The sequence below is a fragment of the Nocardia suismassiliense genome (assembly GCF_900269665.1).
Classification (GTDB): Bacteria; Actinomycetota; Actinomycetes; order Mycobacteriales; family Mycobacteriaceae; genus Nocardia; species Nocardia suismassiliense.
The window spans coordinates 2,528,166-2,554,339 of the sequence record NZ_LT985361.1 but is presented as its reverse complement, the minus strand read 5'-3'; the positions used below and the strand labels follow the sequence as shown (position 1 = coordinate 2,554,339).

Below are 26,174 nucleotides of genomic sequence, written 5' to 3'. Positions count from 1 at the left end.
TAAAGCCCGACCCGCACTGCGGAGTCGGGCCCGATTCGAGATTTTCCTCCTGCGAGGATGCCAGCCTGTCGCTACTAATTACACGGCGTGGCCATCACTGTCCCATCGGCAGCGCGTATCACCTCTGGGCTCATGATATCGCGGACACCAATAAACGACGTCATCGTCTTCTTGCGCTTCCCCCTCTTCCTCTATCAGTTTGAGGAACTGGTCAGTTTTGTCCTTGAAAAAACGCCTCAACCCCTCTTCGGTAGCGCAACACGACTTTATATCTCCCTTCAATTCTACAGCCACATCTTTCACTACTCGTGCGTAATCTTCGATGTTGCTGCATATCTCGACGCGAGTCTCCGGAGTGAGTCGATACTCATCGAAGAGATAATGGCGAGCCACCTGCGGAATGCTCGTGTTTCCCCCTTTCAGCTTATACGGAGAACGTTCTTCGATCCGTTGATATTCACTGTACCAACGGTGAGTACGCAGAGCACGCCCTCCGTCTTCGCAAAAATGCTCATGTATCGCGAGGGCGATGCGCTCTTCTCGCTCGTCATCGGTTTCTGCGGTCGCGGCTGGACAGCCGACGATTAAAATCGTGCCCACCGTGGTGCAGGCGCCCACCAGCAAAGCCCAGCGTGATCGAGCAGCCTTTCGCATCTTCGTTCCTTTCCTGGAAGGAGCGGCCATCAATGACATGCCCGATATACGCATCCAAGTCCTGTCGTCGTGGAGGCGGTTGGAAGTCCAACTCGTTGCGGTATTCGTTGCCGCGATGCCTGCGGATGGATCGGCCGGCGATTGCTGGGTGGACCCCAATCCTGGCTGCGCGGTTGCCTATCGCTATTCAGCCTCGAAGCCGGCTGGACTCCATGATCTCGGGCAACAGCTTGTCGTAGTCCTCGACCGACACCGCAGGATCGAGATCGCTGAGCGCAACGCGCTGCCAGGACCGCGCGATCAACGATCGCGATGGCATAAGGGTGGTGCCCCAGTACGGCCTGCACACTGTGGGCACCATCCTCGGCGGCCTCGAATTCGACCCGTGCGTTCGCCTTGCCCGCTATCGCACAACCGCTCGTTCATCGGTCATGGCCCGCAGGTAAGGGCACTCTTCGGCGGGGTTGCCATCCGGGCAAGTCAGAAGATGCTCGAGCAGTGACTTCGCGGCGGTCAGGCGGGCCTGCTGTTGTTCGATCTCGTCGAGCCGGCCGAGCACCGCCTGCCGCCATTCGTGATTGCGGGCGGAGAGGACCGCGCGGATCTCGTCTAGGTTCATCAGTCCGGTTTCTCGCCACAGCTGGATGAGGCCGATTCGATGTAATTCGTTGCGACCGTAGAGGCGCCAGCGGGATCGGCGCTGCGCCGGGCGGAGGAGTCCGCGCTGCTCCCAATAGCGCAGGGCTGATTCCGCGAGGCCGAATCGTCTTGCGGCGGTGCCGATTCCGACCAAGTCCTGGTCTGGTCGGCGGTCTGCCGGTTGGGTGTCGTCCATCTCGACCGCCGTTCTTGTCGTCGTAGGTCTTGATCTCTAGCCGACTTCAGATGCTTTGGTAGGCAAGCCTAACGAAAGTACGGAGCGGCGGCTGCCGCCTGCGAGGGAGAGGTCATTATGGTGCACATCGAGTATTGCGAAACCGTCATCATCGGCGCGGGACAGCAGGGGTGCGGAGTGGCCGCCTCGCTGCAGGAGATTGGGCACGCCGCGGTGGTCGTGGAGAAGGCCGAGGTCGGTCATGCCTGGGCGCATGAGCGGTGGGACAGCCTGCTGGTAGGCAGCGGTAACCGAACCATCCAGCTTCCCGGCTGGGCGTACGACGGCGCCGATCCCGACGGAACCATGTCGGGCCGTGAGCTGGCCCGGCATTTGCGCCGCTACGCGGTGGAGCGAAAGCTCCGGGTGTTGCAGCACACCGAAGTTCGGGCCGTCGAGTGCCCGTCGGAGGTGTCGGATCGCGACGACGTCCGGTTCCTGACGCACCTGTCGACCGGTGCGGTCTTCGAATCTCGTAACCTCGTTGCGGCGGTGGGCGGCTACGCCAAACCCCGGCTACCGGACTTCGCGCCCGAGGTCGATCCGGCTATCCGCCAAGTGCATTCGCGCGACTATCGCAATCCCGCTTCGCTGCCCGATGGTGCCGTGCTCGTGGTCGGGGCCGGCATCAGCGGACAGCAGATCGCGGACGAACTCGCCGATGTCGGACGGAGCGTATTCCTGTCGGTCGGTCGCCACCGGGTCTTTCCGCGGCACTATCGTGGCCGGAGCATCCACGAATGGATGTACATATTCTCGCTGTACGACGATTTCGTGGCGGCGGACGTCGGCACTGGCGACCCTACGAAGTTGCCGGGTCTGCCGGTGACGGCGGTGACGAACCGCGGTGCGGATCTCAACCTGGGCACACTCGCCGAAAAAGGCGTAACACTGGTCGGTTCCGTGCGCGCGGCGCAACACAACGTCCTCTCGGTGGACGACAATGTCGTCGCCATCGCGCAGGACTCCGGACGCTCGCTGCGCGCGATATTGCACAAGATTGATACCGGGATCCACCGGCGCGGATTCGTTGCGCCGGAACAGCACTCGCCGCCCGCGGTGAACATGCAACACATCACCAACTTCGGAAACAAACTCGATCTGACGCACCACGAAATCACCACGATCCTCTGGTGCACCGGATTCGGGCCCGACTATCGATTCCTGCCCAAGCAGGCGCTCGATGATCACGGAGTGCCCATCCAGGAGAAAGGCATGCTCGGTGCGCTGCCGGGGCTCTATTACGCCGGACTGCCGGACGGAAACTCACTGCACCTGACCGGAATTCCCGCCACCGTCGAGTGCGGGCGCTTCATCGCACGCCAGATCCATATCGACTCCGTCCCGCGATCCGGTACCTCGCAGTCCGTGCTTGTGCCGTAAGGCCGTTTCAACCGGCCTACCGGGTTCCGGCACAACGAATCCTGAGCTCAGATGCCGTTCCCGGTGCGCTCGTGTAGTCGCCGGCGACGCTCAGAAAAGATCCGGCGTCGCCGGCGGCACATCGTCGAGAAACGCACTCACCATCGGCGCGAGTACCGTTGTCTCCCCTGAGATTCCGATATGTGACGTCGCCGGCAGCATCACCAAGCGTGCGGCCGGAACCTTCTGCAGCATGCCCGACGCTGCCGCTTCCTCGTCACCGCCGCCGCGCAGTTTGAACATCGCCAGCGCATGCTCCGGCTTCACCGCATCCGCATCACCGACGATGACCATCGTCTTCGCGGGAATCGAACGCATCTGCGCGTCGCTGATGTTCTGGTCATTGATATTCAAGACCTTCATTTTTTCGAGGTAAGTGCCGAACGCCGCGGCGTCCGGCGTGTGCGCCATGAAGGCCTGCTCGACGGGCGTACCGGCAAACGCTGTGGCGCTGATACTCTCGATGCCCGCCAGCACCGCCGGGTACCAGCCGTCCTTGCGGTAGGTGGCGGACATCGAGACCAGCTTGTCGACGAGCGTCGGGTGACGGAGCGCGAGTTGCAGCGCGACTCCGCCGCCCTGCGAGTAACCCATCACGTCCGCGCGCTCAACGTTCAACGCGCGCAACAACTCCGCGGCGTCGTCGGCGAATTGCTCGTAAGACATCTCGCGGGAAGTGTCCGGGGTGCGGCCGTGACCTTGCTGGTCGAAGACGATCACAGCACGTTGATCCGCGAAGGCGGCGACCCACGACTTCATCGAGTCGGTGGCCATGAACGCGCCCGGGATAAGCAGCAACGGAGGCGTTTCCGACGAGCCGAGCTCGCCATACACTTCGTAGTAGAGGCTCAGACCGTTGATCGGCAGGTGACCATAGTTCGAAGGCTCAATCACGTTCTCTCCCAAGGCTCGGATGAATCGGCTCTTATCTGTAGACGACAGACGGCTACCGAAATCATCGCGCTCGGGATCCATGCACAGTGACCTTCCAGCGCTGCCCGATGCCGCGGGTGATCGCCAGCGGTCGCGCCCCGGGTCACCGCCGCGCCTCCGTCGACCCCTTCACCCACGCCGGGCCGGTCAGGAACCAGATGACGGTGATGAGCCCCAACGGTTGAATCACCTCACGAAGCGCGGCGGCCTGCTCCGCGTCGGCCACCGTCACCGACAGGCCGAAGCACACGGCCAGCGCGATCGCGGCCGCGACCAACCATTTGACGAACGATTTCGTCTCGTGCTGCACAGCTTCCGGCCCGCGCTTGGCACGTTTCGCCGGCCGCGGCGCACCCGCGAACCGGTAGGCGAACCAACCGTCGAGCCAGGCGATGGTCGATTTGCCGAAGACCACGGTCCAGCCGAGATAGATCCCCGCGAGCCGGTGCACACCGGTGACCTGTGCACCCTGGTACACATCGATCGCCACCGCGGCGACCAATGCCACGTCGATCAACGGAACCATCGCCAGCACAATCGAACTCGCCTGTCGCCAGCGCACCACATAGCGCAACAGCAGCCCGGTCGCCGCGAGCACCCAGAACGCGACCTCGCAGGTCAGAATTATGGTCACCATCATCGCTGTCACCGCACCTGTCGGAGTGTGCTCACGAAAGCAGAGTGATCATGGTCTCGCCGCCTGCCCGAGCCGTCGTCATCCTTTATGACGACTTCCGGTACGAGATCAGCCGATCACGTCCGGCGGGAACGGTGGCCGGTCGGCCAGCCGGACCACGACCAGCCGCGGACCGCTGCCGACCAGCGCGTCGCCGAGAGCCTTGGCCAGCAGGTGCGGTTCCGACACCTCGGCTGTGCGCGCTGCAGCGTGCCAGGTGCGGGCACGCCAACCTGCAACAACGGGCAGATGTTACCGATGCCATCGGGGAGAGCCACTCGCTCGCGCCGGGCCTGCTACGCCCTCCCCGATCGAAGCGCGATCTTGCCACAACCCTGACCCAGCCCCCAGCCGCCGACCACCCCCATTTCATCCGCGTGAATCACCTTGTGGCCGAGCCGAATTCAGCTGTTCTGCCCACCTGGTCCCGCTACAGCGTCGCCGTTCGGGCCGTAAAGCCGGGCGATATCAGGAGAATCGAGCCATTTGGAGTAGGTCGGCGACTTCGGCCAACCGTCGGGTGAATCCTGCCATTCCTCCTGGCGGCCCCACGGCAGGGTGTCGATCAACGCGAAGGTGTAGCTGAGCTGTTCGGTGCCGCGGCCAGTGGTGTGCCAAGTGCGGTAGACCTTGTCGCCGTCGCGGAGGAAGACGTTCACTCCGAACTCTCCGCCGGGCGGCGCGTCGACGTCCGCACCGAACGAGCTTTCCGACGAGGAGTACCAGTCCATTTTGTTGCCGACTTTTGCCTTGTACGCCAGCGCTTCTTCGATCGGTCCGTTGGTGACGATGACGAAGCGGGCATCGTAGGGCTCGAGGAAGCCGAGCCGTGCCCACTGCGATGTGAGCCCGGTACAGCCGCCGCACTGCCACTCCGCGCCGTCGGACCACATGTGGTGGTAGACGATGAGTTGGGAACGCCCGTCGAATAGGTCGACCAGCCGGACGGGGCCGCCCGGACCGATCAACGTGTAATCCGGCAGCTCGACCATCGGCAGCCTGCGGCGTTGCGCGGCGATGGCGTCGAGTTCACGGGTGGCGGCCTTCTCCCGGATACGCAGTTCGTCGAGCGCGGCTCCCCAAGTCTGCTGGTCGACGACTGGAGGGAGGGCTTTGATGGTCTGCTCAGTCACGGTTTCTCCCGAGGTTCGGATGAATCGGCTCTGATGTGTAGACGAGACACAGCTGCAGAAATCATCGCGCTCGGGGTCCGTGCTGGTAGCCTTTTCGGCTGGCCGAAGCCGGATCTCACCGTTTGGCGTAGTCGTCGAAACCCTGCCAATCGATCATGACGCACGGTTCGTCGCCGACCGTCCAGGCGTCGTGTCCGGGTGCGGCCATCATGAAATCGCCCGGGCCGTATTCCTGCTTCTCGCCGTCGTCCATGACCACCACCATGTGTCCTGACACGCAGTAGCCCATGTGTGGCGCTTGGCAGCTGTCGGTCTGCGCGATCGGCTTGACATGTTCCGACCAGCGCCAGCCGGGTTCGAAAATCGCCCGGCCCACCGCGCCGGCTTCGAGGTTGATCAGATCGAGCTTGCCCTTGCCGTCCTCGAAGGGGCGAGTCTCCTCGGGCGAATCAAAACTCTTGCGTACCAAACCAGACATGATTGTTCTCCTAGCCACTACGGGGCTATTACTAGTCACCGCTCTTCGAGGGTCGACCCGACGACGGTCTCCGCCGCCGACTCTTGGCGCGACACCCACCCCACCCGCGGTGCTGTCGTAACCTGCGTACACGTTCTGAATGTGACGCGCATCACAGACTACTCGGTATGGGCTCGAGCGCAATACCGGTGATGAGGACCGACGTGAGAACACCCCCTGAACTGTCGAGAGATTCAGGAGGTGGTTCTCAGCTGAAGATCTGCTTGCTGGGCTCGATCAGAGCGACGACCCGCTCCTCGTCGCGTCCATACGGAGTTCCGGTGTATTTGATTGCGAGGCGGTCGATGATCTCCCAGGCGGCGTCGCCTTCGATCCACTGGACGACCCGTCCCCGGATGGCAACCGACTGAAATAAGTTGTCGGCGGGGGTCATCGAGAGAGCCAGGCGGGGGTCGCGGTGCAGGTTGCGGGCTTTGCGGGTGGCCGGCCCGGTGAAGAGGGCGATGTGGTCGCCTTCGGTGCCGACGTAGACGGGGACGGCGTGCGGGGAACCGTCGGGGAGCAGGGTGGCCAGGTGGGCGTTGGGGGCGCCGTCGAGGATGCGGCGCACTTCGGGGTGCAGGGTCATCACTGGACCTCGTAGTGCAGATGGGTGACGCCGGGGGCCGGGATGGCTTCGATGAGGCGCAGTTGGACGTGTTCGGGGAGGGATTGGAAGAAGGGGCGGCCGTGGCCGAGCAGGATCGGGATCTGGTGGAGGACCACTTCGTCGACCAGGCCGGCTTGCAGAGCGGCGGTCAGGACGCCGCCGCCCATGAGGCTGACGTCTTTGCCGCCGGCGAGCTCGCGGGCGGCGGCGATGGCATCCTCGACGCCCGTGGTCACGAGGGTCTGCCGTTCGGAAACCGGGACGGGGCTGTGACTGAGGATGACCAATGGCGCTGTGGGATGGGGGCTTCCGCCGTTGAAATGTTCGGAGTCCTCGTAGGTATTGCGTCCGGCGACGACCGCGCCTACCCGCCCGGCCAAGGCGTCGAAGATTCGGACGCTCTGTTCGGCCAGCTTGAATCCGTCGAACACCTGGCTGGGGGTGTCGCCGTCGAAGTACCAGTCAAACAGCATTCCGCCGTCGCCGAGTCCGTGGCCGGCCCTGGGGTCGCGACCGGTGACGTAGCCGTCGACCGAGACCGAGTGGGCGGTGATGACCTTGCTCATCGCCGTGATCCTTTCTAAGTTCCTTCAAGAGACTCCAGAACCGTAGCAGGCATAGTTCCCTAAGGGAACCCCAATTGCTAGACTGTTTTCATGCAACGGACGAACTTCGGCGAGATGGCGTGCTCGATCGCGCGCACCCTGGATGTCATCGGTGAGCCGTGGTCGCCGTTGATCCTGCGGGATGTCTGGGTCGGGCTCACCCGGTTCGAGCAACTCCAGTCCGAGCTCGGCATCTCGCGCAAGGTGCTGACCGAGCGGCTGAACCACCTGGTCGAGCACGGCGTCCTCGAACGGCAAGCCTATGACCAGCGGCCACGGTACGAATATGTGCTCACCGAGAAGGGCACCGAACTGATCGATCTGCTCATCGTCATGACGGGCTGGGGCGACAAGTGGCAGTCGGGCACCGCAGGCCCGCCCGTGCTCTATCGCCACCACGCATGCGGTGAAATCAGCAATGCCGAACTGCGTTGCGCGCATTGCAATCAGCCGATGCACGCGAACGATGTCACCTCGCTCGCAGGTCCGGGCGGCGCTCAGTGAGTGACGAACGCGCGTAGGGCAGCACGTCGCCGTAGGCCGAGACCGGCTGTGCGCCAAGGCCGGAACGCGACCATACTGGCGAGTCGGCCAAACTTGTTGAATCTCAAAGTATCCCACCCCTGAAATCACTATCATCCGAATCGTGAGCTTCCCTGAGTCGATCGTGCAGGCATTGCATGCCGAACCGGGAAAAGTGGTGGTCGAACACGGATCTCGCGCCGTCACCCGAGGTCAGCTGCTCACGATGATGGGCACGATCGCCGCAGGTCTGCGGAAGTCAGGGCTCGGCCCGGGCAGCGGCGTGGCCATGGTTTTGGACGTCAGTGCCGAGTCGCTGGCCGCGTATCTCGCGGCATTTACCCTGGGCTGCCGCGTAATCGGCGTTCGTCCGGGCCTGAGCGAACGACAGCAGCGGCACGTACTGACCAACGGAGTCGACGCAGTCCTGGACGACGAACAGGTGGCGACCCTGCTGCGAAGTCCGGCCGAGCCGTTGACAATCGAAGCGCGACCGGACGACTTCGCCCGGATCTGCTACACCAGCGGCACCACCGGCCTGCCCAAAGGTTGCGCGCAGACCTATCGGGCGATGTCCACCCACTGGACCTGGGGCAAGCAAACCTGGAGCCAGGACACCGCGGAACTGGCCGCCTGCACCGACCGCTACCTCCTGTTCGGCACGCTGGCCAGCGCGGTGGTGCAGGACTACCTCGGACTGTGCCTACTCGGCGGCGGCACCGCAGTGATCCCGGAACCCGTTGGCCCCCAACTCTTTCCCGAGGTCATCGAGCGACTGCGCATCACCGCCACGATCATGAACGTGCCCCGCCTCTACCAAATGCTGGACACCTTGCGCGTCGCGCCAACCGACACCAGCACCCTGCGCGCCATGGTGGTCGCCGGTTCACCACTCGCCCCGCACCGACTGGCGGAGGCGGTGCAGCTGTTGGGCCCGGTGCTGCACCAGGCCTACGGGCAGACCGAGACCGGCGGCCTGACCACGCTGACACCCCGCGAGATCGACAGCGGCATGCTCGCCTCGGTAGGCCGTCCGCTGCCCGGCGTGCAGGTGGACGTCCGCGACGGCGAGATCTACGTGCGCACCGACTACATGATGTCCGAGTACTTCGGCGCCCCCGCGGAAACCGCCGATGTGCTCGTCGACGGCTGGCTCCGCACCCGCGACCTCGGCTACCTCGACGACGGATACCTCTACCTGACCGGCCGTGCGCGGGACGTGATCATCGTGGACGCGCTCCCGGTGTACGCCGGGCCGATCGAACGAGTGCTGGCCGGCCACCCGGATGTCGATCAGGCCTACGTTGTCGGCGCGCCGGATGACCGCTGCGGAGAAGCGGTGCACGCCTTCCTAGTTCCCCGCGCGGACCACGCACCGGATCCGACCGCATTGTCCGCGCTGGTGCGTACCGAACTCGGTGCGTCGAGCGTGCCGCAGACCTACACGGTGGTGCCGGAGGCCCCGATCGCGGCGAGCGGCAAGCCGGACAAGAAGGCCTTGCTGGAGCTGTATCCCCGGTAACCGCACAATATTTGGAGGAGAACGTGCCCGAACTCGACTACCTGGTAATCGGCGCTGGGCCGGCCGGCCTCCAGATGGGCCACCATTTGCAGCAGGCCGGCCGCGACTATCTGATCGTGGAGGCCGGCGCGGCCCCCGGCACGTTCTTCAGCAAGTTCCCCCGGCATCGCCAGTTGATCTCCATCAACAAGGTGTACACCGGCTCGGACGATCCCGAACTGAACCTGCGTATGGACTGGAACTCGCTGCTGGCGGGTCCCCTGTTCAAGGAGTACACGCAGCGCTTCTTCCCCCCCGCCGACGACATGGTCCGGTACCTCGGCGATTTCGCTGCGACACAAGGCTTGTCGGTCCAGTACGACACTCGGATCGAGCGGATCAGCCGGCCCGACGGCTTCGAAGCCGTCGATCAGCACGGCAATGTGCTGCGCGCGCGACGGTTGATCGTGGCCACCGGCGTCTCGAAACCCTATGTCCCAGAAATCCCCGGCATCGAGACCGCAGAGCTCTACAGCGAAATGTCGACAGAACCAGCGGATTTCACCAATCAACGGGTGCTGATCATCGGAAAAGGCAACTCGGCCTTCGAGACCGCCGACAACCTCATCGAGCATGCCGCCGTCATCCACGTCGCAGGCCCGCACTCCATCCGGCTCGCCTGGCAGACGCACTATCTCGGCCATCTACGGGCGGTCAACAACAACTTTTTGGACACCTACCAGCTCAAATCGCAGAACGCGATCCTGGACGGGAACGTCGTCGACATCGCCCGGCAGTCGGATTCGTCGTATCTGGTGACGGTGAGCTTCTCCCGTGCCGACGAAGTCACCAAGGACATCCGCTACGACCGGGTGCTCGTGGCGACCGGATTCCGTTTCGACGCCTCGATTTTCGCCCCCGAATGCAGGCCCAGCCTGGCGATCAACGATCGTTTCCCGGCCCAGACCTCGGCCTGGGAATCGATCAACGTGCCCGGCCTGTACTTCGCGGGCACGATTACCCAAGAACGCGACTTCAAGAAGTCCACCAGCGCCTTCATCCACGGTTTCCGTTACGCGACAAGGGCATTGCACCGCATTCTGGAGCAACGCCACCACGACCAGAGTTGGCCGCACCGCGAGCTGGCGGGCAATGCCGGCGAGGTCGGTGCGGCAATCCTGGCGCGCGTGAACCGGACCTCCGCCTTGTGGCAACTGTTCGGCTTCATCGGCGACGTAGTCACCCTCAGCGCGGACGGTTCGGCGCGGTACTGGGAGGAACTACCGGTCGATTTCGTGGCCGACGCCGTCGCGGCCGGCTATCTCGGCGAGGTGGACACCTACCTGGTGATCACCCTGGAATACGGCAAGGACCACGACCGCCTCGACCCGTTCGACATCAATGCCCGCCGCATCGCGCAGTCCGACGCCGAGCACGCCCTGGACGGGCGCTACCTGCACCCGGTGGTGCGGCAGTACCGCATCGACGGGCAGATCGCGGAGCACCACATCACCGAGAACCTCGAGAACGAGTGGACGCACGAAACAGTGCACCGCAAGCCGCTCGTCGACTTCCTCGACACCGCACTGCGCGCGCCGGAGCCGATGCGGTGACCAGCCCGCTGGTCGCGCTGGAGCAACGGGCCAAGGAACTGCTCGACCCCGTGCACTACGACTACTTCGCCGGTGGGGCCGGGGACGAGCTCGCCATGGCCGACAACGAGCAGGCTTTCCGTCGGTTTGCCTTGCTGCCCAGGGTTTTACGGGACACCACCGGCCGGTCCATCGCGACGGACCTGCTCGGCGATCCGAGCACCATGCCGGTGTTCGTGTCCCCCACCGCGTTCCACCGCCTGGCCCATCAGGAGGGTGAGCGGGCCACCGCGCGCGGGGTGGCCGCGGCCGGGGTCGTCCTCATCGCCAGCATGGCCGGAACGGTGGCCATCGATGAAGTCACTGCCGCTGCAAGGGAGGTCGACCGATACGCGCGCGTGTGGTTCCAGCTGTACGTGCAGCCCGAGCGGGAGGTGACCGACGAACTGATCCGGCGAGCCGAGCGAGCGGGCTGCACGGCGCTGGTGGTGACCGTCGACTCTCCGGCGTTGGGTCATCGAACCCGGGACGACCACCACAACTTTCACGAGCTACCGGCCGGCCTGTACGCGGAAAACATGCGGGGCCTACCGGGCGCGACCGGAAGCGGTGTCCGGCCGATCGCCATGTCGACCGATTTGACCTGGGAACATCTCGGCCAGCTCCGCGAGGTGACGCGACTTCCCTTGGTACTCAAGGGGATCATGCACCCAGCGGACGCGCGACTGGCGGTGGAGCACGGGGCCGACGCGATCCTGGTGTCCAATCACGGCGGACGTCAGCTGGACCTCGCGCCCGCAACCCTGGACGCGCTGCCCGCCATCACCGCCGCAGTGGCCGGTCGGATCCCGATCTACCTCGACGGCGGAGTACGCCGCGGCTCGGATGTCGTGCTGGCGTTGGCACTGGGCGCCACGGCGGTAGGCGTGGGACGGCCGGTGCTGTGGGGCCTGACCGTCGGCGGTGACAAAGGAGTCACCGGAGTGCTGGACAACCTCCGCGCGGAGATCGAACACACGCTGACGCTGTGCGGGGTGGCCACATTATCCGAACTCAACGCGAGTCTGGTCACCACCCGAGGGGCGGCACGATGACCAGGCCGACGCCGATCCTGGCAACCGCGGGCGCACTCTGGGCAGTCTCCCGCTGGCTGCCACATGCGGTGGTGGCCCTGCGGGTATGGATCTTCGCGAAGGTCAACGGCAGCAACGAGATAACCCTCCCCGGCGAGCGCGGCGGCCCAGAGCTCTTCCTGCGGCTCTACTCGCACCCGGCCGCCAACGGACGCAGCCGAGGCGCGGCGCTGTCGGATCTGTTCTGGTACTGGCTGGCGCCCGGCCCAGAAGTACACCAGGAGCACCTCGAGGACGGCCCGCGCTACGACGAGGCGGCACGAACCACCCGAACCGTACTTTCCCTGCCTACCGCCGAGATCGAGCGGCTCGCCGACCGCTGCGCTCGCCGGGTACTCGACGAACTACCGCCCCGACCACTGACTCTGGTGCGGCTACGCGACCTGATGATGCCGATCTGGGCAGAGTTCTTCTACGAGTTGGTCTTTCGCGAACCATGCCCGCCCACCGCCAGGGATCTGATAGTCGGCAATGCCGACGACGTGGTGACGTCGCTGAAATGTACTGGGCTGCGCCACATGCGCCGACGCGACCGCATGACCCGGTACCTGCTCGACAGGATCGATGCTGGCGAGGTACCGCACCAACTGCCGGCCCTGCTCAGCCGACGCGAGCAGGCCCACTACCTACAGGGCACGTTCTTCAACACCGCCGTCGTGCAGATGTCCGAGGGCATGGCGCACCTACTGCTCGCGATCGCCCAGCATCGAGATGTACAGCGCCGCATCCTCGCCGAACCGGACACGCCATACCTGGATCACGTCCTGGACGAAACCCTGCGCCAATTCCCACTTTTCGGCATCGCCCACCGGATCACCACCGCCGACATCGACGTCGGCGACGGCAGCGCGATCCCCGCCGGGACAGTGCTGTGCTTCAACTATCAGGAGTTCGAGCGAACCGGCCACACCGACCCCGACAGATTCGACCCCGACCGGTGGACTACCCAGCGGGCCAAGGACACCCACCACATCCCCTTCGGTGTAGCAGCCAATCGTCCGTGCCCGGCCTGGCGCCTCTCCCCCATCGCGATGCGCACAGTCACCCGAACAGTGCTGGACCGCTACCGATTACGTTCCTCCGTCTCGCACACCCGCTCGATCCCCCACCGCGCCCCCTGCCTCCTCCTGTCCACCGATGATCCGCCCTCGCCGCACCTAGTTCGCCCGGCATTGACCGGACTGCGCCTACGCGACCGCTTCGAGGACGTCTGGCGCGGCCTCACCCAACTCATCCTCGGCACCTGGATGGTCCTGGACGCACGCCGTCTACGCCTCTGCGCACAGTATTTCGACGAGCCGCAAAAGACGCCTACCTGCCCGATATCGAACACTCACCGCTCTGAAGCACATCCGTACCTTTGAGGCGCCAGCGCTGGTGGTCGACCACGGACGCACCAGCGATCGGGCTTCCTCCGCGCGGCACCGACGGCTCGTGTTGCCATAACAACTATTCGAGCGGAAGCCCCAGAAATGTGCGAGCCGCATTGCGGCGAGCCGTCGGACGGAAGACAGCATGCCGGCTCGCGGCGAGCACATCGTTGAGACAGCGGGTCAGTACGTGCGGGTTCCGCACGGACGCGACGCCACCCGAGCGGTGCGCGAAGTTGACGATCTCGAGCGCAGCGTCGATCACTTCACCGACCGCCATCGACATCGCGGTCCGCACCTCGGGACCCACGTCGCCGGCGACGGCGCTCTGCCACAGATCGTCGGCGCGGTCGTACAGATAAGCCCGCACCGCGCCGAGGCGGGCCAGCATCGCGCCCATGCGGTCCTGAAATATCGGGTCGTGTACGAGCGGATTTTGTTGTCCGAAGGGCACTCTGGTCGCCGCCAGCTGGCCGAGCTCCTCGAGTGCCCGCGCGGCGATCCCGAGCGGCACTGCGGCGAGGATCGCGCCGAGGGAGAAGAACGGGATCGCCGCGACCGGATCGTTGGACCAGCGCGGCGCACCGAACAGCGTTGTCGACCGACCCACCGGCACCGTGATGTTGTCGGCCGAGACGTCATGACTTCCGGTCGCCCGCAGCCCGATGACATCCCAGTTACGAATGATGCGGGCCTGCGACGCGGGGAAGAAGACGACCCGCGCGAACGGCACGCCGCCGTCGATTTCTACCAGGACGCCGCCGAGAAACCAGGTAGCCGCCGTGCAGCCGCTCGCAAACGTCCACCGCCCGGACAGCTCATAGGTGTCGCCGAGCTGCCGACCCCGGCCGACGGGCGGGAAACCGCCTGCCAACAATAGGTTTTCCGGCTCGGCGGCGATCACGCGAGCCTCTGCTTCGTCGACTCCGGCCAGCAACGACGCACCCGCATTCGCTACCGCGGTACACCACCCGGTCGACCCATCCGCCTTCGAGAGTCGCTCGATGATGGCCACGGTCACCGGCAGCGGCACCGAGAGCCCGCCCAACTCCGACGGCAAGCACAGCCGGTACAAGCCGGCCGTCCGTGCGGCGCGCACCACCTCCGCCGGCAGTTCGTCTCGATCGGTGGGCTGGTCGGCCAGCGCCCCGGCGAGGTCGGCGACCTCGGCGGCCGCGACCGATACCGGATGGTCGATCTGTGCTGCGGTCATCGAACTCATTTCGATATCCCCCTAGGATAGTGAATATCTTTGTAGGATGACGACCGTGCCGGACGATGTCAAGGGATCACGCTCTTACCGCTCCACGAAACGCGCGGATCAGGCCGCGGCCACCCGCGCGGAGATCGTCACGGCGGCGCATCGCCTGTTCGTTGCCCAGGGCTACGTGCGAACGACCCTGGCCGACGTCGCCGAGGCGGCCGGGGTCGCGGTCCCCACGGTCAAACTCGTCTTCGGCAACAAACGGTCCCTACTGCTGGCCGCATGGGATCGCGCCGTCAAGAGCGGCCCCGATCCGCGACCGGTCGCAGAGCAAGAATGGTTTCAGGACATCCTGGCCGCACCCGACGCGCACGAACACCTACGGCGGCAAGCCATGCACTCGCGCAAGGTCAAAGAAAGGATCGCCCCGCTCGTCGAAGCCATCCGGGCCGCCGCCGCCTCGGACGCGGAGATCGAGACGCTCTGGACGACGATGCAAAGCGAGTTCCACGACAACCAGCGCGAGACGATCCGCGCACTGCAACGCAAAGGCCAACTGCGCGAGGGGCTTACCGAGGACTCGGCAACCGACCTGCTGTACACCCTGAACCACCCCACGCTCTACCACATGCTGGTAGTCCAGCTGGGCTGGCCGGGCGAGCAGTACACCCGGTGGTTGGCCGACACCCTGATCGAACAGCTGCTCGCGCCGAAATCTACTCCCCGCTAGCATGTTTCAACTGTCCGCAGCGCCGGTGCAGCCCTTGGTAAACAGGCTGCCGACAGTGCGGGGCGGGCCGTCGAGCGGATTCGACCAGGCGAGCAGTCAGCAGCGCGGTGCTCGCAAGAGCTAGCGAGCGTTGAACTCCTGCTGGACGCGCACCGGGTCGGTGATGCCGACGGTCAGCAGCAGCTGCAACAGCACGCGCGCCTTCGCCGGGTTCAGGTCGGCGGAGGTGGCGAAGCCGAGCTCGTCGTCGTTGACCTCGGCGTTGCGCACCACCTCACCGGAGCCGACCCTGGACGAGCGGACGACCACGCGGTCGTCGTTGGCCTTGGCGAGCGCGTCGAGCACCGCCTTGGCGGTGTTGCCGTCGCCGACCCCGGCCAGCACAATGCCTTTCGCCCCGTGCCGGACCGCGTCGTCGACCTGGTCCGGCCGCATACCGGCGTGCGAATACACGATGTCGACCCGGGGCAGCGACGAACCGTCCGGCACCGGGAAACGCGGACGTGTGTGCGACTGCGGTGTGGTGACGAAACGGATCGAATCGCCGGACACGTACCCCGCGGGCCCGGTGTTGGGTGAGGCGAAGGTCTGCATGCTCGAGGTGTGCGTCTTGGTGACGTCCCGAGCGCTGTGGATGGTGTCGTTCAGCACGACCATCGCGCCCCTCCCTCGTGCCGCAGGGGCCGCGGCGATGGTGACGGCAGCGCGCAGATTCGCCGGTCCGTCCGCGCTCAGCGCGTTGGCCGGGCGCACGGCCCCGACCAGCACCACCGGCTTGTCGGTAGCCACCACGTTGTCCAGGAAGAACGAGGTCTCCTCGATCGTGTCGGTGCCGTGGGTGATCACCACACCGTCGGTGGCGTTGTCCGCGAAGAGCTGATTGATCCTGCGCGCCAAGGTGAGCCAGATTTCCTCGGTCATATCCTGGCTGCCGATATTGGCGATGGACTCCGCTTGCAGCGTCGCGATCTTATCGAGGCCTGGCACCGCGGCGATCAGGTCTTGCACGCTGGCTTGCCCTGCCGTGTACCCGACACCCGGTTCCGCGTTGGCCTTTCCGGCGATGGTGCCGCCGGTGGCCAGGATCGTGACCCGCGGCGGCGCCCCCGGTACGGATGGAACGACGGTTGTCGACGCGCGGGGCGGCGCCGCGGACGTCACCGCAACGCCGTTGCCGGAGTCGGCGCCGCAACCGACGACCAGACCGGCAGACAGGGCCAGGCCCAGAAGAGAAATCGTACTGCGGCGTCCCATGGTGGAAATCCTTTCGCTGCCCCGGCGCAGGACCGGCTCGGCCGGACGCTGCGCCTGCTGCCACCGAGTCTCTCTCGAATACGCCGTTACCGCAGGCTATTCGGCGGCGACCGAGCGGGCGAATCGCAGCGTGACGACTTGGAAAGGCCGCAGCCGCAAGCGGACTGCCACATCCTCCGGGCTCGCGGAGGTGTCCGCAGGCAGTGGTCGTTCCAGCAGGTCGCACACCTGGAATCCGGTGGCGCCGAACCCGGGAGTCACCAAGGCCGAGGCTCGGCCGCCCTGTGCTTCGTAGACGCGCAGCACGACATCGCCGCTGCCGTCGTCGGCCATTTTGACCGCGCTGGTCACCACGGCGTCGTTGTCGATGACGAACAGCGGCTCGACGGCATCGGCGACACCAGGCGTCGGCGGCGTGAGATTCACGCGGTAGCCCGCATTCACCGCCTCCCCGATCCCGGCACCGGGAAGCAGCGAGTGCCGGAAGTGATGTACACCGTGGTCGGTCTGCGGATCCGGGAATCGCGGCGCGCGCAGCAGCGAAGCCCGCACCGTTGTCGTCGTCCCGCCGTCGGCCCGCACCGTGCGGGTGACGTCGTGACCGTAGGTGGCGTCGTTGACGAGCGCCACGCCCCACCCGGGCTCGGCGAAGTGCACGAACCGGTGGGCGCAGGCCTCGAACTTCGCGTACTCCCAGCTGGTGTTGGTATGCGTGGGCCGGAACAGGTGCCCGAACTGCGTCTCCGAGGCGTAGCGGTCGGCGTGGATGTCCAGGGGGAAGGCCAGTTTGAGGAACTTCTCGGTCTCGTGCCAGTCGACGCGCGTCTCGATCTCCAGCGCCCACTCGTGCAGCGTCAGGGTCTGCTCGACGGTGGAGGAGCCGAACGACCGGCCGATCCGCACCACGCCCGAATCCGGCTCCGCCACAACAAAGTCCGCGTCGGTGAGATCGGTGACGCGATTGCGGTAGAAGATGTCGACATCCCAGGCGTCCCAGGAGTTCGGCAGATCCGGGTGCAGCTGCAGCAGATTCGCGACCGAACCCGGCGGCAGGGTCTCGCGCAGATGCTCGACGTCGAACACCGATACGACGAGGCCGCGCGCATCCACCTCGACCTGCAAGAGCCCGTTGTCGAGCAGGTACCCGCCACCCGTGCGTTCGGTCACCGCGCACGGGCGAGCCGCCGCCACCGGTCCCGCCGCGCCGGCCGGAATCGAGCGCCACACGTGCGGCGCGGGGTTGAAGGCGTTCGGCCCCACCTGTTCACCGCCGAGCACCCACTTGGCCCGCTCGATGAGCGCCGTCAACTCCTGCGCCACCACCGCGTAGGTCTGCTCCGCCTCGCGGTGCACCCACGCGATCGACGAGCCGGGCAGGATGTCGTGGAACTGGTGCAGCAGCACCGTCTTCCAGAGCCGGTCCAGCGCCGCGTACGGGTACTCGAGGTTCTTGCGCACCGTCGCCGTCGCGGCCCACAACTCCGCTTCCCGCAGCAGGTGCTCGCTACGCCGGTTGCCCTGCTTGGTCTTCGACTGACTGGTCAGCGTGCCGCGGTGCAACTCCAGATACAGCTCCCCCACCCAGACGGGCGGGTTCTGGTACTCGGCCTCGGCCTTGGCGAAGAACTCGGCGGGCCTGTCCCAGAACACCTTCGGTGAACCTTCGAGGTTTTTCATCCGCGCGGCCTTCGCGACCATCTCCCGCGTCGTCCCGCCGCCGCCGTCACCCCAGCCGGTCGGCGCGAGCGACCTCGACGCGCGCCCCTTGTCCTTGAAATTGCGGGCGGCGTGCGCGATCTCGCGGCCGTGCATGGTGCAGTTGTAGGTGTCGACCGGCGGAAAGTGCGTGAAGATCCGGGTGCCGTCGACCCCCTCCCACAGGAAAGTGTGGTGCGGGAACTTGTTGATCTGACTCCAGGAGATCTTCTGCGTCAGTAGCCATTTGGCACCGGCCGCCTTGATGATCTGCGGTAGCCCTGCGGCGAATCCGAACGTGTCGGGTAACCACACCTCCTGGTTGTCGACGCCGAACTCCTCCAGGAAGAACCGCTTGCCGTGCACGAACTGCCGCGCCATCGCCTCGGAGCCGGGCATATTCGTGTCGGCCTCCACCCACATGCCGCCGGTCGGCACGAATCTCCCGGCCGCCACTGCCTCTTTCACCTTCGCGTAGACCTCGGGCCGGTGCTGCTTGATGAAGTCGTATTGCGCAGCTTGCGACATCGTGAAGACGAACTCGGGCTCGTCGGCCAGCAGCGCGGTCATGTTCGCGGTGGTGCGCGCGACCTTGCGCACCGTCTCGCGCAGCGGCCACAGCCACGCCGAGTCGATGTGCGCGTGCCCGACGGCGGAGATCAGGTGCGCGGACGGGATCGCCGGTGTGGCAAGCACATCAGACAGACAGGCCCGTGCCGCGGCCGCGGTGGCGTTCACGTTCTGCAAGTCGACGGCGTCGAGGGCCCGCTCGATCGCGCGGACGATGGTGAAGCGACGCGCGGGGTCCTCCGGCATCTCGTGCATCAGCTCACCGAGCACCTCCAGATCGAGTACCAGGTTCCAGACCTCTTCGTCGAGGACCGCGAGATCCATTCGGCCCAGCCGATATTGCGGTTCCGTGCCAGCGGTGAGCTTGTCGCCGAGGGCGTTCGGCGCGAAGAAGGGAATGATCGGGTTCGACGCCGCCTCGACGTGCAGCACCACCTGCTCGCCGCCGACCGCCGGGGCGGCCACCCGCACCCACTGGTTACGCGGGTGCAGGCCTTTGACCGGCGTTCCGTCCGGCCGATAGACCAGCCCTTCGCACTGGAAACCGGTCATGTTCCGGTCGAAACCGAGGTCGATGATCGCCTCGACGGTCTTGCCCGCCCATTCGGCAGGCACCGTCCCCTCGACGGTGAGCCAGCTGGTCCCCCACGGCGCGCCCCACGGCGCACCGGACCGGATCGGCGTCCGTGGCGCGGCCAAGCCCTCGGCGACCGGCACCGGCTCATCCGGCGCCACCCAGATGGACGCGGTCAGCGGCACCGACTCCGGATAGACCGCAGGCATGATCCGTTCCATCAGCACCCGCCCGAGGCGGTCCTCGATCAACCGACGGTCATCGTGCATAGCGGTGGCTCCGATCGGATCGGGGAACGTGATCAACACACAACTCCCATTCTCCACAGCGCGGTGCATTCTCCGGCGCAATCGGCGGCTCGGGCCGGTCCGCCGCGCCCCGAATATTGGGGCCGATTCCATGAATGCGCGTCGGTGGGCGGCGTCTTGTGACAACGTCGGGGTGACGATGGATTTGCCTTTCAGGAGGACCCCATGGCATCGAACTGGCGGGTGTTCGCGGCGGGGGTGAGCGCAAGCGCGGTCTTGATGGGGACGGCGAGTTGCGGGGACGACGGCGACGGGCAGTCGCTGACGATCACCGCGAACGCCATCAACTCGGCGGGCGGCAAGAACGCGGCCGAGGCGAAATGGATCGAAGACTGGGTCATCCCGAAATTCGTGGAGCAGCAAAAGGCCAAGGGCGTCACCGTCAAGGTGAAATTCCAGGCGACCGGCGTGGCCGACGAGGATTACAAGAGCCGGATCGCCAAAGACCTGAAGACCGGTACCGGCGCCGATGTGGTGTCACTGGACGGGATCTGGGTCGGCGAGTTCGCCGAGGGCGAGCAGATCAGGCCGCTGGACGAGCTGGTCGGGGCGGACAAGGTGCAGGCGTGGGACGGCTGGCGGCACCTGCCGGACACCGTGCGGCAGTTGACGTCCTACAACGGCGTGCAATACGGCATACCGCAGGAGACCGACGGGCGGGTGCTGTTCTTCAACCGAAAGCTGTTCGAGCAGGCGGGTTTACCGGCCAACTGGCAGCCGACGAGCTGGGACCAGGTGCTGGAGGCAGGACGAAAATTGAAGTCGGTGCCCGGCGTCACGCCGGTGCAACTCAACGCGGGCACCAGCTTCGGCGAGGCGACGACCACCCAGGGCGTGCTGCCGCTGCTGGCGGGCACAGGCAGTACGTTGTTCGAGGGCGGCAAGTGGGTCGGGAACACCGCGAAATTCCGTAGGGTGCTGGACTTCTACCGCACTGTTTACAGCGAGCGGCTGGGCGATGCGGAGTTGCAGCAGGACGCCAAGGGCCGGGAGAAGAGCTTCGAAAAGTTCGCCAAGGGCCAGGTGGGCATCCTGTTGGAGGGCGACTATTTCTGGCGCGGAGTGCTGAACCCGACCGGGGGCAGCTTCCCGATGGCCGAGCGCGACACTCAGGTGGGATGGGCGAAGATCCCCGCCGCGACGCCCGGTGCCGGGGTGCGCCAGCAAGACTTCGTGAGCATGTCCGGTGGTGGCGGGCGTGTGATCAATCCGAAGAGCAAGAACGTCGGGTTGGCTTGGGAACTCTTGCAATTCATGAATTCGCCCGAAGCTTTCAAAGAGCTGCTCGCCGGTGGCGGGCCACGGATCACCGCACGCCAAGATGTGAATGCCGAAGCGCTGGGCGGTGATCCGATGCTGACCTTCGTATCCGAGCAGGTGCTGCCGATCACGTCGTTGCGCCCAGCGCTGCCGGAGTACACCAAGGTGTCGAAGGCTTTGCAGCAGGCAACGCTGGACGTGGTCACGGGCACCGGCACCGCGGATGCCGCTGCGGCATATGGCAAAGCCGTGGAGGAGGCGGTCGGCGGCAAGGACAAGGTAGCCGGTGACTGACCCCACGACCCCGGGCCCCGCCGCTATCACCAAGGTCGGGCAGGGCGGGCCCGACACCGACGTGGCCGGATTGGGGCGCTGGAAGGCGAGCGCGTTCGTCACGCCGGCGCTCTTGCTGATCGCGGCCTTCCTGGTATTTCCGGCGCTGTGGCTGCTGTGGATCGGGCTCACCGATCTCACCGTGTCCGGACGCACGTCGGTGGACGTTTCCTTTGTGGGACTGGACAACTACACGAAGGCACTGCGGGACCCGCTGTTCGGCAACAGCGTCTGGATCACGCTGCTGTTCGTCTTCGGCTCTGCCATCGTCGGGCAGAACGTGCTCGGCTTCACGCTGGCCTGGTCGATGCGCAAGGCCGCCCGCTGGGTGCGCGCGATGGTGGAAAGCCTGGTGCTGCTGGCCTGGATCCTGCCGGCCAGTGTGGTCGCGGTGCTCTGGATCGCCATGCTGGACCGTGATGAGGGCAGCGCCAACCGGCTGCTGAACAGTGCCGGGTACGCCTGGATGATCCAGCAACCGCTGGCCGTCATCATCGTGTTCAACATCTGGCGCGGCACCGCCTTTTCGATGTTGCTGTACTCGGCGGCGCTGTCCACCGTGCCGCCGTCACATCTGGAGACCGCGCGCCTGGCCGGGTCGTCCGGACCACAAACATTGCGGGACGTGGTTTTTCCGAGCATGCGCGGGCACATCCTGACCAACACCCTGCTCATCAGCCTGTGGACCTTCAACGATTTCACGCCGTACCTGCTGACGCGGGGTGAGCCGAACCATCGCAGCGAGACCTTGCCGATCTTCCTGTACCGGCAGGGAATCGACGACGGGGCGTTGGGCTACGGTGCTGCCGCGTCGGTGTTGATGCTGCTGATCAATCTAGTGCTCGCACTGTTCTATCTGCGGCTGCTGCGACGGAGAACGTCATGAGTGAGCCGATCATGCTGCTGCGCAATGGATCTGAGAGCCAAACATGAGTCCAGGTCAGATTGTCTCGCGCATCGGGTTCTATACGTTCGTCGCGGTGCTGACCGGGTTCTTCGCCCTGCCGATGCTGTGGCTCGCGTCGGCGCCGTTCGACGCCAACCCCGGGTATGCGCCACGGGTACCGGAAAAGCCGACGCTCCAGCACTTTTCGGCGCTGTTCGAGAACGACCTGACCATGGGCTCGCTCTGGAACTCGATACTGTTGTCCGTCTCCAGCATGGTGCTGGTGGTAGTCGGCGCGGCGCTGGCGGCGTACGCGCTGTCGCGGGTCCGGATTCCCGGCCGTGATGCGCTGCTGTATCTGCTGCTGTTGCTGTCCAGCGTGGTCACCGGCACCGCGGCGATGGTGCCGATCTTCCTGATGATCTGGAAGATGGGTCTGCTGGACCGGCAATTGGGCGTGGCGCTGGTGCTGTCCGGCGGGTTGTTGCCCGCGGCGATCTTCATCGTGAAGGACTTCATGGACTCGGTGCCCAAGTCCTACGAGGAGTCGGCGCGGGTGTTCGGGGCGGGGCCGTTGCGCATCCTGCGCGACATCGTGGTGCCGGTCGCCCGGCCGGGGCTGGCCACCATCGCGGTGTGGACCGTGGTGAATGTGTGGGGCGGCTACCTGGTGCCGTTCCTGCTGCTGCGTGACCAGGAAAAGCAACCGGCCGCGGTGGTGGTGCGCACCTTCTACGACGAGGGCGGCGGGGCGCAGCTGGGGCCGATCTCGGCGTTCTCGCTGCTGTACTCGATCCCGGTCGTGCTGATGTACCTGTTCGTCAACCGGCGCTACGGCTTCCGGCTCCACGGAGGGATCAAGTCCTAGATGGCGCAGATCGATCTGACGGACCTGACAAAGGTCTTCCCCGGCGACGTGACGGCTCTCGACGCCTTGTCGTTCACGATTCAGGACGGGGAGTTCTTCGCGCTGCTCGGTCCGTCCGGGTGCGGCAAGACGACGCTGCTGCGCACCATCGCCGGGCTGGAAACCCCTACCAGCGGGCAGGTTCGGATCGGTGAGAAGGACGTCACCCGGCTGTCACCGGGCCGACGTGACGTGGCCATGGTGTTCCAGGACTACGCGTTGTTCCCGCACATGACGGTGGTCGACAACATCGCCTATCCGCTCAAGGTCCGCGGCACCGATCGCCGTACCCGGGCGGCGAAGGCGCAGGAGACCGGGGATCAGCTGTCGCTGGGCGGATTGATGGCGCGCCGCCCCGCCGAGCTGTCCGGCGGGCAACAGCAGCGCGTGGCGCTGGCGCGGGCGATGGCCTGCCACCCCAAGGTGTTCCTGTTCGACGAGCCATTGTCGAACCTGGACGCTCGGCTGCGTCTGGAGGCCAGGACCTTCCTGAAGAAGCTGCAACACGAGCTCGGCGTGACCACGGTCTTCGTCACCCACGACCAGGCCGAGGCGCTGGCCCTGGCCGACCGGATCGCGGTGATGTCGAACGGGCGGATCCGCCAGCTCGGTACCGCCCGAGAGGTTTTCCGCCGCCCCGCCGATACCTTCGTGGCCAATTTCATCGGCTCCACTCCGATGAACCTGATCCCCGGCGAGCTCGTCGGGCTGGATTCGTCGGTCATCTGGGGAGCCCGGCCCGAATATCTGGCCTACTCCACCACCCCCCTAAAGGGGGCATTGCACGGCAATGTATCCACGGTGGAACACCTCGGCGCGACGTCTCTGGTTACCGTGCAGGCAGACGATTTCACCGTCGCTGTCACCGTGCCGGAAGCCGAAGAACCGGCCGTGGGCACCGAGGGTTGGGTAATCCCGCAACCGGACCGCGTCCTCTTATACGACGCCGAATCGGGCATTCTCCGGCCGTAATAACGTGCGTGGCAATCAATCTCATCAAGCGTACCGAGCAGTTCCCTGCGTCGTATTCCGGCGGCACACACGGCCGAGGTGAAGTAGCCGACTGCTCGGTCGGCGTGCATGCGGAACTGTGCCGAGCGGTTGCAGAAAACCAACCGGGGCAATGGCTTTCCCCACTTGAACTGGGGTACCACCGAAGCGGCGTAGCGGTTTAACTTCCGACTATCGGGATTTTTCCGTCCCTTTGGAGGAGCCGACATGCCCCATATTTTCAGCCGCGTCAGAGCCAGCCGCGTTGTCCCCGCAGCCGCCGCGCTGCCTCTCGTTTTCTCGCTCGCACTCGCGGGGTCCGCATTCGCCGAACCCGCCGCGCCGCCCGAGCAACAATTGGCCAGCTCGATGCAGGCACCGAACATCAAACGGCACCTGCAGGAGTTCCAGAAATTCGCCACCGCCAACGGCGGCACCCGCGCCTCGGGCACGCCCGGCTACGACGCGTCCCGCGATTACGTCGCCGCGAAGCTGCGCGGCGCCGGCTACCAGGTGACGACGCAGCAGTTCGACTTCCCGTTCTTCCGGGAACGGTCGACGGCGGCCATGGAGCAGGTCTCCCCCGAAGCTAAAACCTACAAGCCGACCCCGCCCGGCAGCAGTGAGCTCGGCGATTTCGCCACCCTCACCTATTCCGGTTCGGGTACCGCGAACGCCACGGTGCAAGCCGTCGACCTGACCCTGCCGCCCACGCCGGAACCGAGCTCCACCTCCGGCTGCGAGGCTCAGGACTTCGCCGGCTTCACCGCGGGCAATATCGCGCTGATCCAGCGCGGCACCTGCCCCTTCGCCGACAAGGCCCGAAACGCCCAGACCGCAGGCGCTTCCGGCGTGATCATCTTCAACGAGGGCCAGCCCGGCCGCACCGACACCTTCACCGGAACGCTCGGCGGGCCCGGCGTCACCGTGCCGGTGGTCGGCGTCAGCTTCGCCGTCGGCCAGGACCTCGCCTCCCCGGCGAACACGGTCGTCCGGTTGAAGACCGACACCGAGAGCACCATGCGCAAGACGCACAACGTGCTGGCGGAGAGCAAGCGGGGCAATGCGGACAAGGTCGTGATGGCCGGTGCGCACCTCGACTCCGTGCTCGCGGGTCCCGGCATCAACGACAACGGGTCCGGCAGTGCCGGGCTGCTCGAGGTCGCGCTGCGGATGGCCCAGCTTCCGCCGAAGAACAAGGTCCGGTTCGCCTGGTGGGGTGCCGAAGAGTTGGGCTTGCTCGGCTCGGAGCACTACGTGGCGACCCTGCCCGAGGCGGAGCGCAACAAGATCCGGCTCTACCTCAACTTCGACATGATCGGTTCGCCGAACTTCGCGTACAAGATCTACGACGGTAGTGCGGGTCCGGCCGGTTCCGCCGAGATCGAGAAGGCCTTTGCCCGCTACTTCGATTTCCTCCGGCTGCCGCACGTCAGCACGCCGCTCGACGGGCGTTCGGACTACGGGCCGTTCATCGCGGCGGGGATCCCGGCAGGCGGGTTGTTCACCGGCGCCGAGGGCATCAAGACGCCTGAGGAACAGCAGATGTTCGGTGGTGAGGCGGGTAAGCCTTACGACGCCTGCTACCACGGAGCGTGTGACACGACCAGCAACATCAACGACAAGGCGCTGGCCGTGAACACCGGTGCGATCGCCTACTCGGTCGCGACGTTCGCACTCAGTGACAACCCGCCCGGTGGTACGACGCCGAAGGCTGCTGCGGCGCAGCGCGGGAAGGTGCACGACCACCACGGTGGGCTCATCAAGTAACGAGGGAGGTCGGCGCGGTCGTTTCCGGACACCGACCGCGTCGGGCACCCACCACAACTGAATACCTGAATATGGGGGGAACGCATCCCGGCACGGGACCTGACCGTGCCGGGATGTGTTGCGCAACAGGACATCCCCTGCACTGCGCCCC

Annotated in this window: 24 protein-coding genes; 12 read left to right on the top strand and 12 right to left on the bottom strand. The window is 65.6% G+C overall.

Features of this window, described 5'->3' with window-relative positions; genetic code table 11:
• Positions 1–78: 78 nt before the first annotated feature.
• The 3 genes from DBO33_RS42700 to DBO33_RS11460 all read right to left on the bottom strand — a co-directional run bounded on the left by DBO33_RS42700 (position 79) and on the right by DBO33_RS11460 (position 1,489).
• On the bottom strand, positions 79–654 hold the full coding sequence (locus DBO33_RS42700; protein ID WP_159080217.1) for a hypothetical protein: 576 nt from the start codon (positions 652–654) through the stop codon (positions 79–81).
• 187 nt (positions 655–841) lie between these two features.
• Positions 842–973: a hypothetical protein gene (locus tag DBO33_RS44425; RefSeq protein WP_267897881.1), complete on the bottom strand. Its 132-nt coding sequence runs from the start codon at positions 971–973 to the stop codon at positions 842–844.
• 84 nt (positions 974–1,057) lie between these two features.
• On the bottom strand, positions 1,058–1,489 hold the full coding sequence (locus DBO33_RS11460) for a MerR family transcriptional regulator (RefSeq protein WP_107655008.1): 432 nt from the start codon (positions 1,487–1,489) through the stop codon (positions 1,058–1,060).
• A 117-nt stretch (positions 1,490–1,606) separates the two neighbouring features.
• Between DBO33_RS11460 and DBO33_RS11455 the strand changes: the two genes are divergently transcribed.
• The gene (locus tag DBO33_RS11455) at positions 1,607–2,911 is read left to right on the top strand and encodes a flavin-containing monooxygenase (RefSeq protein WP_234390786.1); all 1,305 of its coding nucleotides are present in this window, start codon (positions 1,607–1,609) and stop codon (positions 2,909–2,911) included.
• A gap of 90 nt (positions 2,912–3,001) precedes the next feature.
• Here DBO33_RS11455 and DBO33_RS11450 read toward each other — a convergent pair whose 3' ends face one another.
• The 6 genes from DBO33_RS11450 to DBO33_RS11425 all read right to left on the bottom strand — a co-directional run bounded on the left by DBO33_RS11450 (position 3,002) and on the right by DBO33_RS11425 (position 7,385).
• Positions 3,002–3,925: an alpha/beta fold hydrolase gene (locus DBO33_RS11450; protein WP_107655007.1), complete on the bottom strand. Its 924-nt coding sequence runs from the start codon at positions 3,923–3,925 to the stop codon at positions 3,002–3,004.
• Positions 3,926–3,986: 61 nt separating this feature from the next.
• On the bottom strand, positions 3,987–4,523 hold the full coding sequence (locus tag DBO33_RS11445; protein WP_107655006.1) for a hypothetical protein: 537 nt from the start codon (positions 4,521–4,523) through the stop codon (positions 3,987–3,989).
• A gap of 440 nt (positions 4,524–4,963) precedes the next feature.
• Entirely contained in the window at positions 4,964–5,692 is a 729-nt protein-coding gene (locus tag DBO33_RS11440; protein WP_107655005.1) for a DUF899 domain-containing protein, read from the bottom strand.
• A gap of 115 nt (positions 5,693–5,807) precedes the next feature.
• Positions 5,808–6,170 carry a cupin domain-containing protein gene (locus DBO33_RS11435; RefSeq protein WP_107655004.1) on the bottom strand — a complete coding sequence of 121 codons (363 nt, stop codon included), beginning with the start codon at positions 6,168–6,170 and terminating at the stop codon, positions 5,808–5,810.
• A gap of 247 nt (positions 6,171–6,417) precedes the next feature.
• Positions 6,418–6,798 (bottom strand): TIGR03618 family F420-dependent PPOX class oxidoreductase, encoded by a 381-nt coding sequence (locus DBO33_RS11430; protein ID WP_107655003.1) that lies wholly within the window; start codon positions 6,796–6,798, stop codon positions 6,418–6,420.
• Positions 6,798–7,385: a dihydrofolate reductase family protein gene (locus DBO33_RS11425; protein WP_107655002.1), complete on the bottom strand. Its 588-nt coding sequence runs from the start codon at positions 7,383–7,385 to the stop codon at positions 6,798–6,800. Before DBO33_RS11425 ends, DBO33_RS11430 begins: the two co-directional genes overlap by 1 nt.
• Positions 7,386–7,475: 90 nt before the next feature.
• On the opposite strand from DBO33_RS11425, the gene DBO33_RS11420 reads away from it, so the two are divergent.
• From DBO33_RS11420 to DBO33_RS11400, 5 genes are all read left to right on the top strand, one after another.
• Complete coding sequence (locus tag DBO33_RS11420; RefSeq protein WP_107655001.1) at positions 7,476–7,928, top strand: winged helix-turn-helix transcriptional regulator; 453 nt, start codon at positions 7,476–7,478, stop codon at positions 7,926–7,928.
• A gap of 142 nt (positions 7,929–8,070) precedes the next feature.
• Positions 8,071–9,468: a class I adenylate-forming enzyme family protein gene (locus tag DBO33_RS11415; protein ID WP_107655000.1), complete on the top strand. Its 1,398-nt coding sequence runs from the start codon at positions 8,071–8,073 to the stop codon at positions 9,466–9,468.
• Positions 9,469–9,491: 23 nt separating this feature from the next.
• On the top strand, positions 9,492–11,060 hold the full coding sequence (locus DBO33_RS11410; protein ID WP_107660177.1) for an NAD(P)-binding domain-containing protein: 1,569 nt from the start codon (positions 9,492–9,494) through the stop codon (positions 11,058–11,060).
• The gene (locus DBO33_RS11405; protein ID WP_199856584.1) at positions 11,057–12,133 is read left to right on the top strand and encodes an alpha-hydroxy acid oxidase; all 1,077 of its coding nucleotides are present in this window, start codon (positions 11,057–11,059) and stop codon (positions 12,131–12,133) included. Before DBO33_RS11410 ends, DBO33_RS11405 begins: the two co-directional genes overlap by 4 nt.
• Positions 12,130–13,536 carry a cytochrome P450 gene (locus tag DBO33_RS11400; RefSeq protein WP_107654999.1) on the top strand — a complete coding sequence of 469 codons (1,407 nt, stop codon included), beginning with the start codon at positions 12,130–12,132 and terminating at the stop codon, positions 13,534–13,536. Before DBO33_RS11405 ends, DBO33_RS11400 begins: the two co-directional genes overlap by 4 nt.
• 85 nt (positions 13,537–13,621) lie before the next feature.
• On the opposite strand, the gene DBO33_RS11395 is transcribed toward DBO33_RS11400, so the two are convergent.
• Entirely contained in the window at positions 13,622–14,764 is a 1,143-nt protein-coding gene (locus DBO33_RS11395) for an acyl-CoA dehydrogenase family protein (RefSeq protein ID WP_107654998.1), read from the bottom strand.
• A gap of 37 nt (positions 14,765–14,801) precedes the next feature.
• Between DBO33_RS11395 and DBO33_RS11390 the strand changes: the two genes are divergently transcribed.
• Entirely contained in the window at positions 14,802–15,476 is a 675-nt protein-coding gene (locus DBO33_RS11390) for a TetR/AcrR family transcriptional regulator (protein ID WP_107654997.1), read from the top strand.
• 120 nt (positions 15,477–15,596) lie between these two features.
• Here the strand turns inward: DBO33_RS11390 and DBO33_RS11385 are convergent, their stop codons facing one another.
• Together DBO33_RS11385 and DBO33_RS11380 are read right to left on the bottom strand one after the other, a co-directional pair.
• A complete protein-coding gene (locus tag DBO33_RS11385; protein WP_107654996.1) occupies positions 15,597–16,730 on the bottom strand; it encodes an asparaginase in 1,134 nt (377 codons plus the stop codon).
• A 96-nt stretch (positions 16,731–16,826) separates the two neighbouring features.
• Entirely contained in the window at positions 16,827–19,838 is a 3,012-nt protein-coding gene (locus tag DBO33_RS11380) for an alpha-mannosidase (RefSeq protein ID WP_107660175.1), read from the bottom strand.
• Between the two features lie 204 nt (positions 19,839–20,042).
• Here DBO33_RS11380 and DBO33_RS11375 point away from each other — a divergent pair, with 204 nt between their 5' ends.
• The 5 genes from DBO33_RS11375 to DBO33_RS44570 all read left to right on the top strand — a co-directional run bounded on the left by DBO33_RS11375 (position 20,043) and on the right by DBO33_RS44570 (position 26,023).
• Positions 20,043–21,431: an extracellular solute-binding protein gene (locus DBO33_RS11375; protein ID WP_234390785.1), complete on the top strand. Its 1,389-nt coding sequence runs from the start codon at positions 20,043–20,045 to the stop codon at positions 21,429–21,431.
• Positions 21,424–22,356, top strand: a complete 933-nt coding sequence (locus tag DBO33_RS11370) for a carbohydrate ABC transporter permease (RefSeq protein ID WP_234390784.1) — start codon at positions 21,424–21,426, stop codon at positions 22,354–22,356. Before DBO33_RS11375 ends, DBO33_RS11370 begins: the two co-directional genes overlap by 8 nt.
• Before the next feature lie 43 nt (positions 22,357–22,399).
• On the top strand, positions 22,400–23,224 hold the full coding sequence (locus DBO33_RS11365; protein WP_107654995.1) for a carbohydrate ABC transporter permease: 825 nt from the start codon (positions 22,400–22,402) through the stop codon (positions 23,222–23,224).
• Entirely contained in the window at positions 23,225–24,235 is a 1,011-nt protein-coding gene (locus DBO33_RS11360) for an ABC transporter ATP-binding protein (protein WP_107654994.1), read from the top strand.
• 246 nt (positions 24,236–24,481) lie between these two features.
• A complete protein-coding gene (locus tag DBO33_RS44570; protein WP_107654993.1) occupies positions 24,482–26,023 on the top strand; it encodes a M28 family metallopeptidase in 1,542 nt (513 codons plus the stop codon).
• Positions 26,024–26,174: the final 151 nt, after the last annotated feature.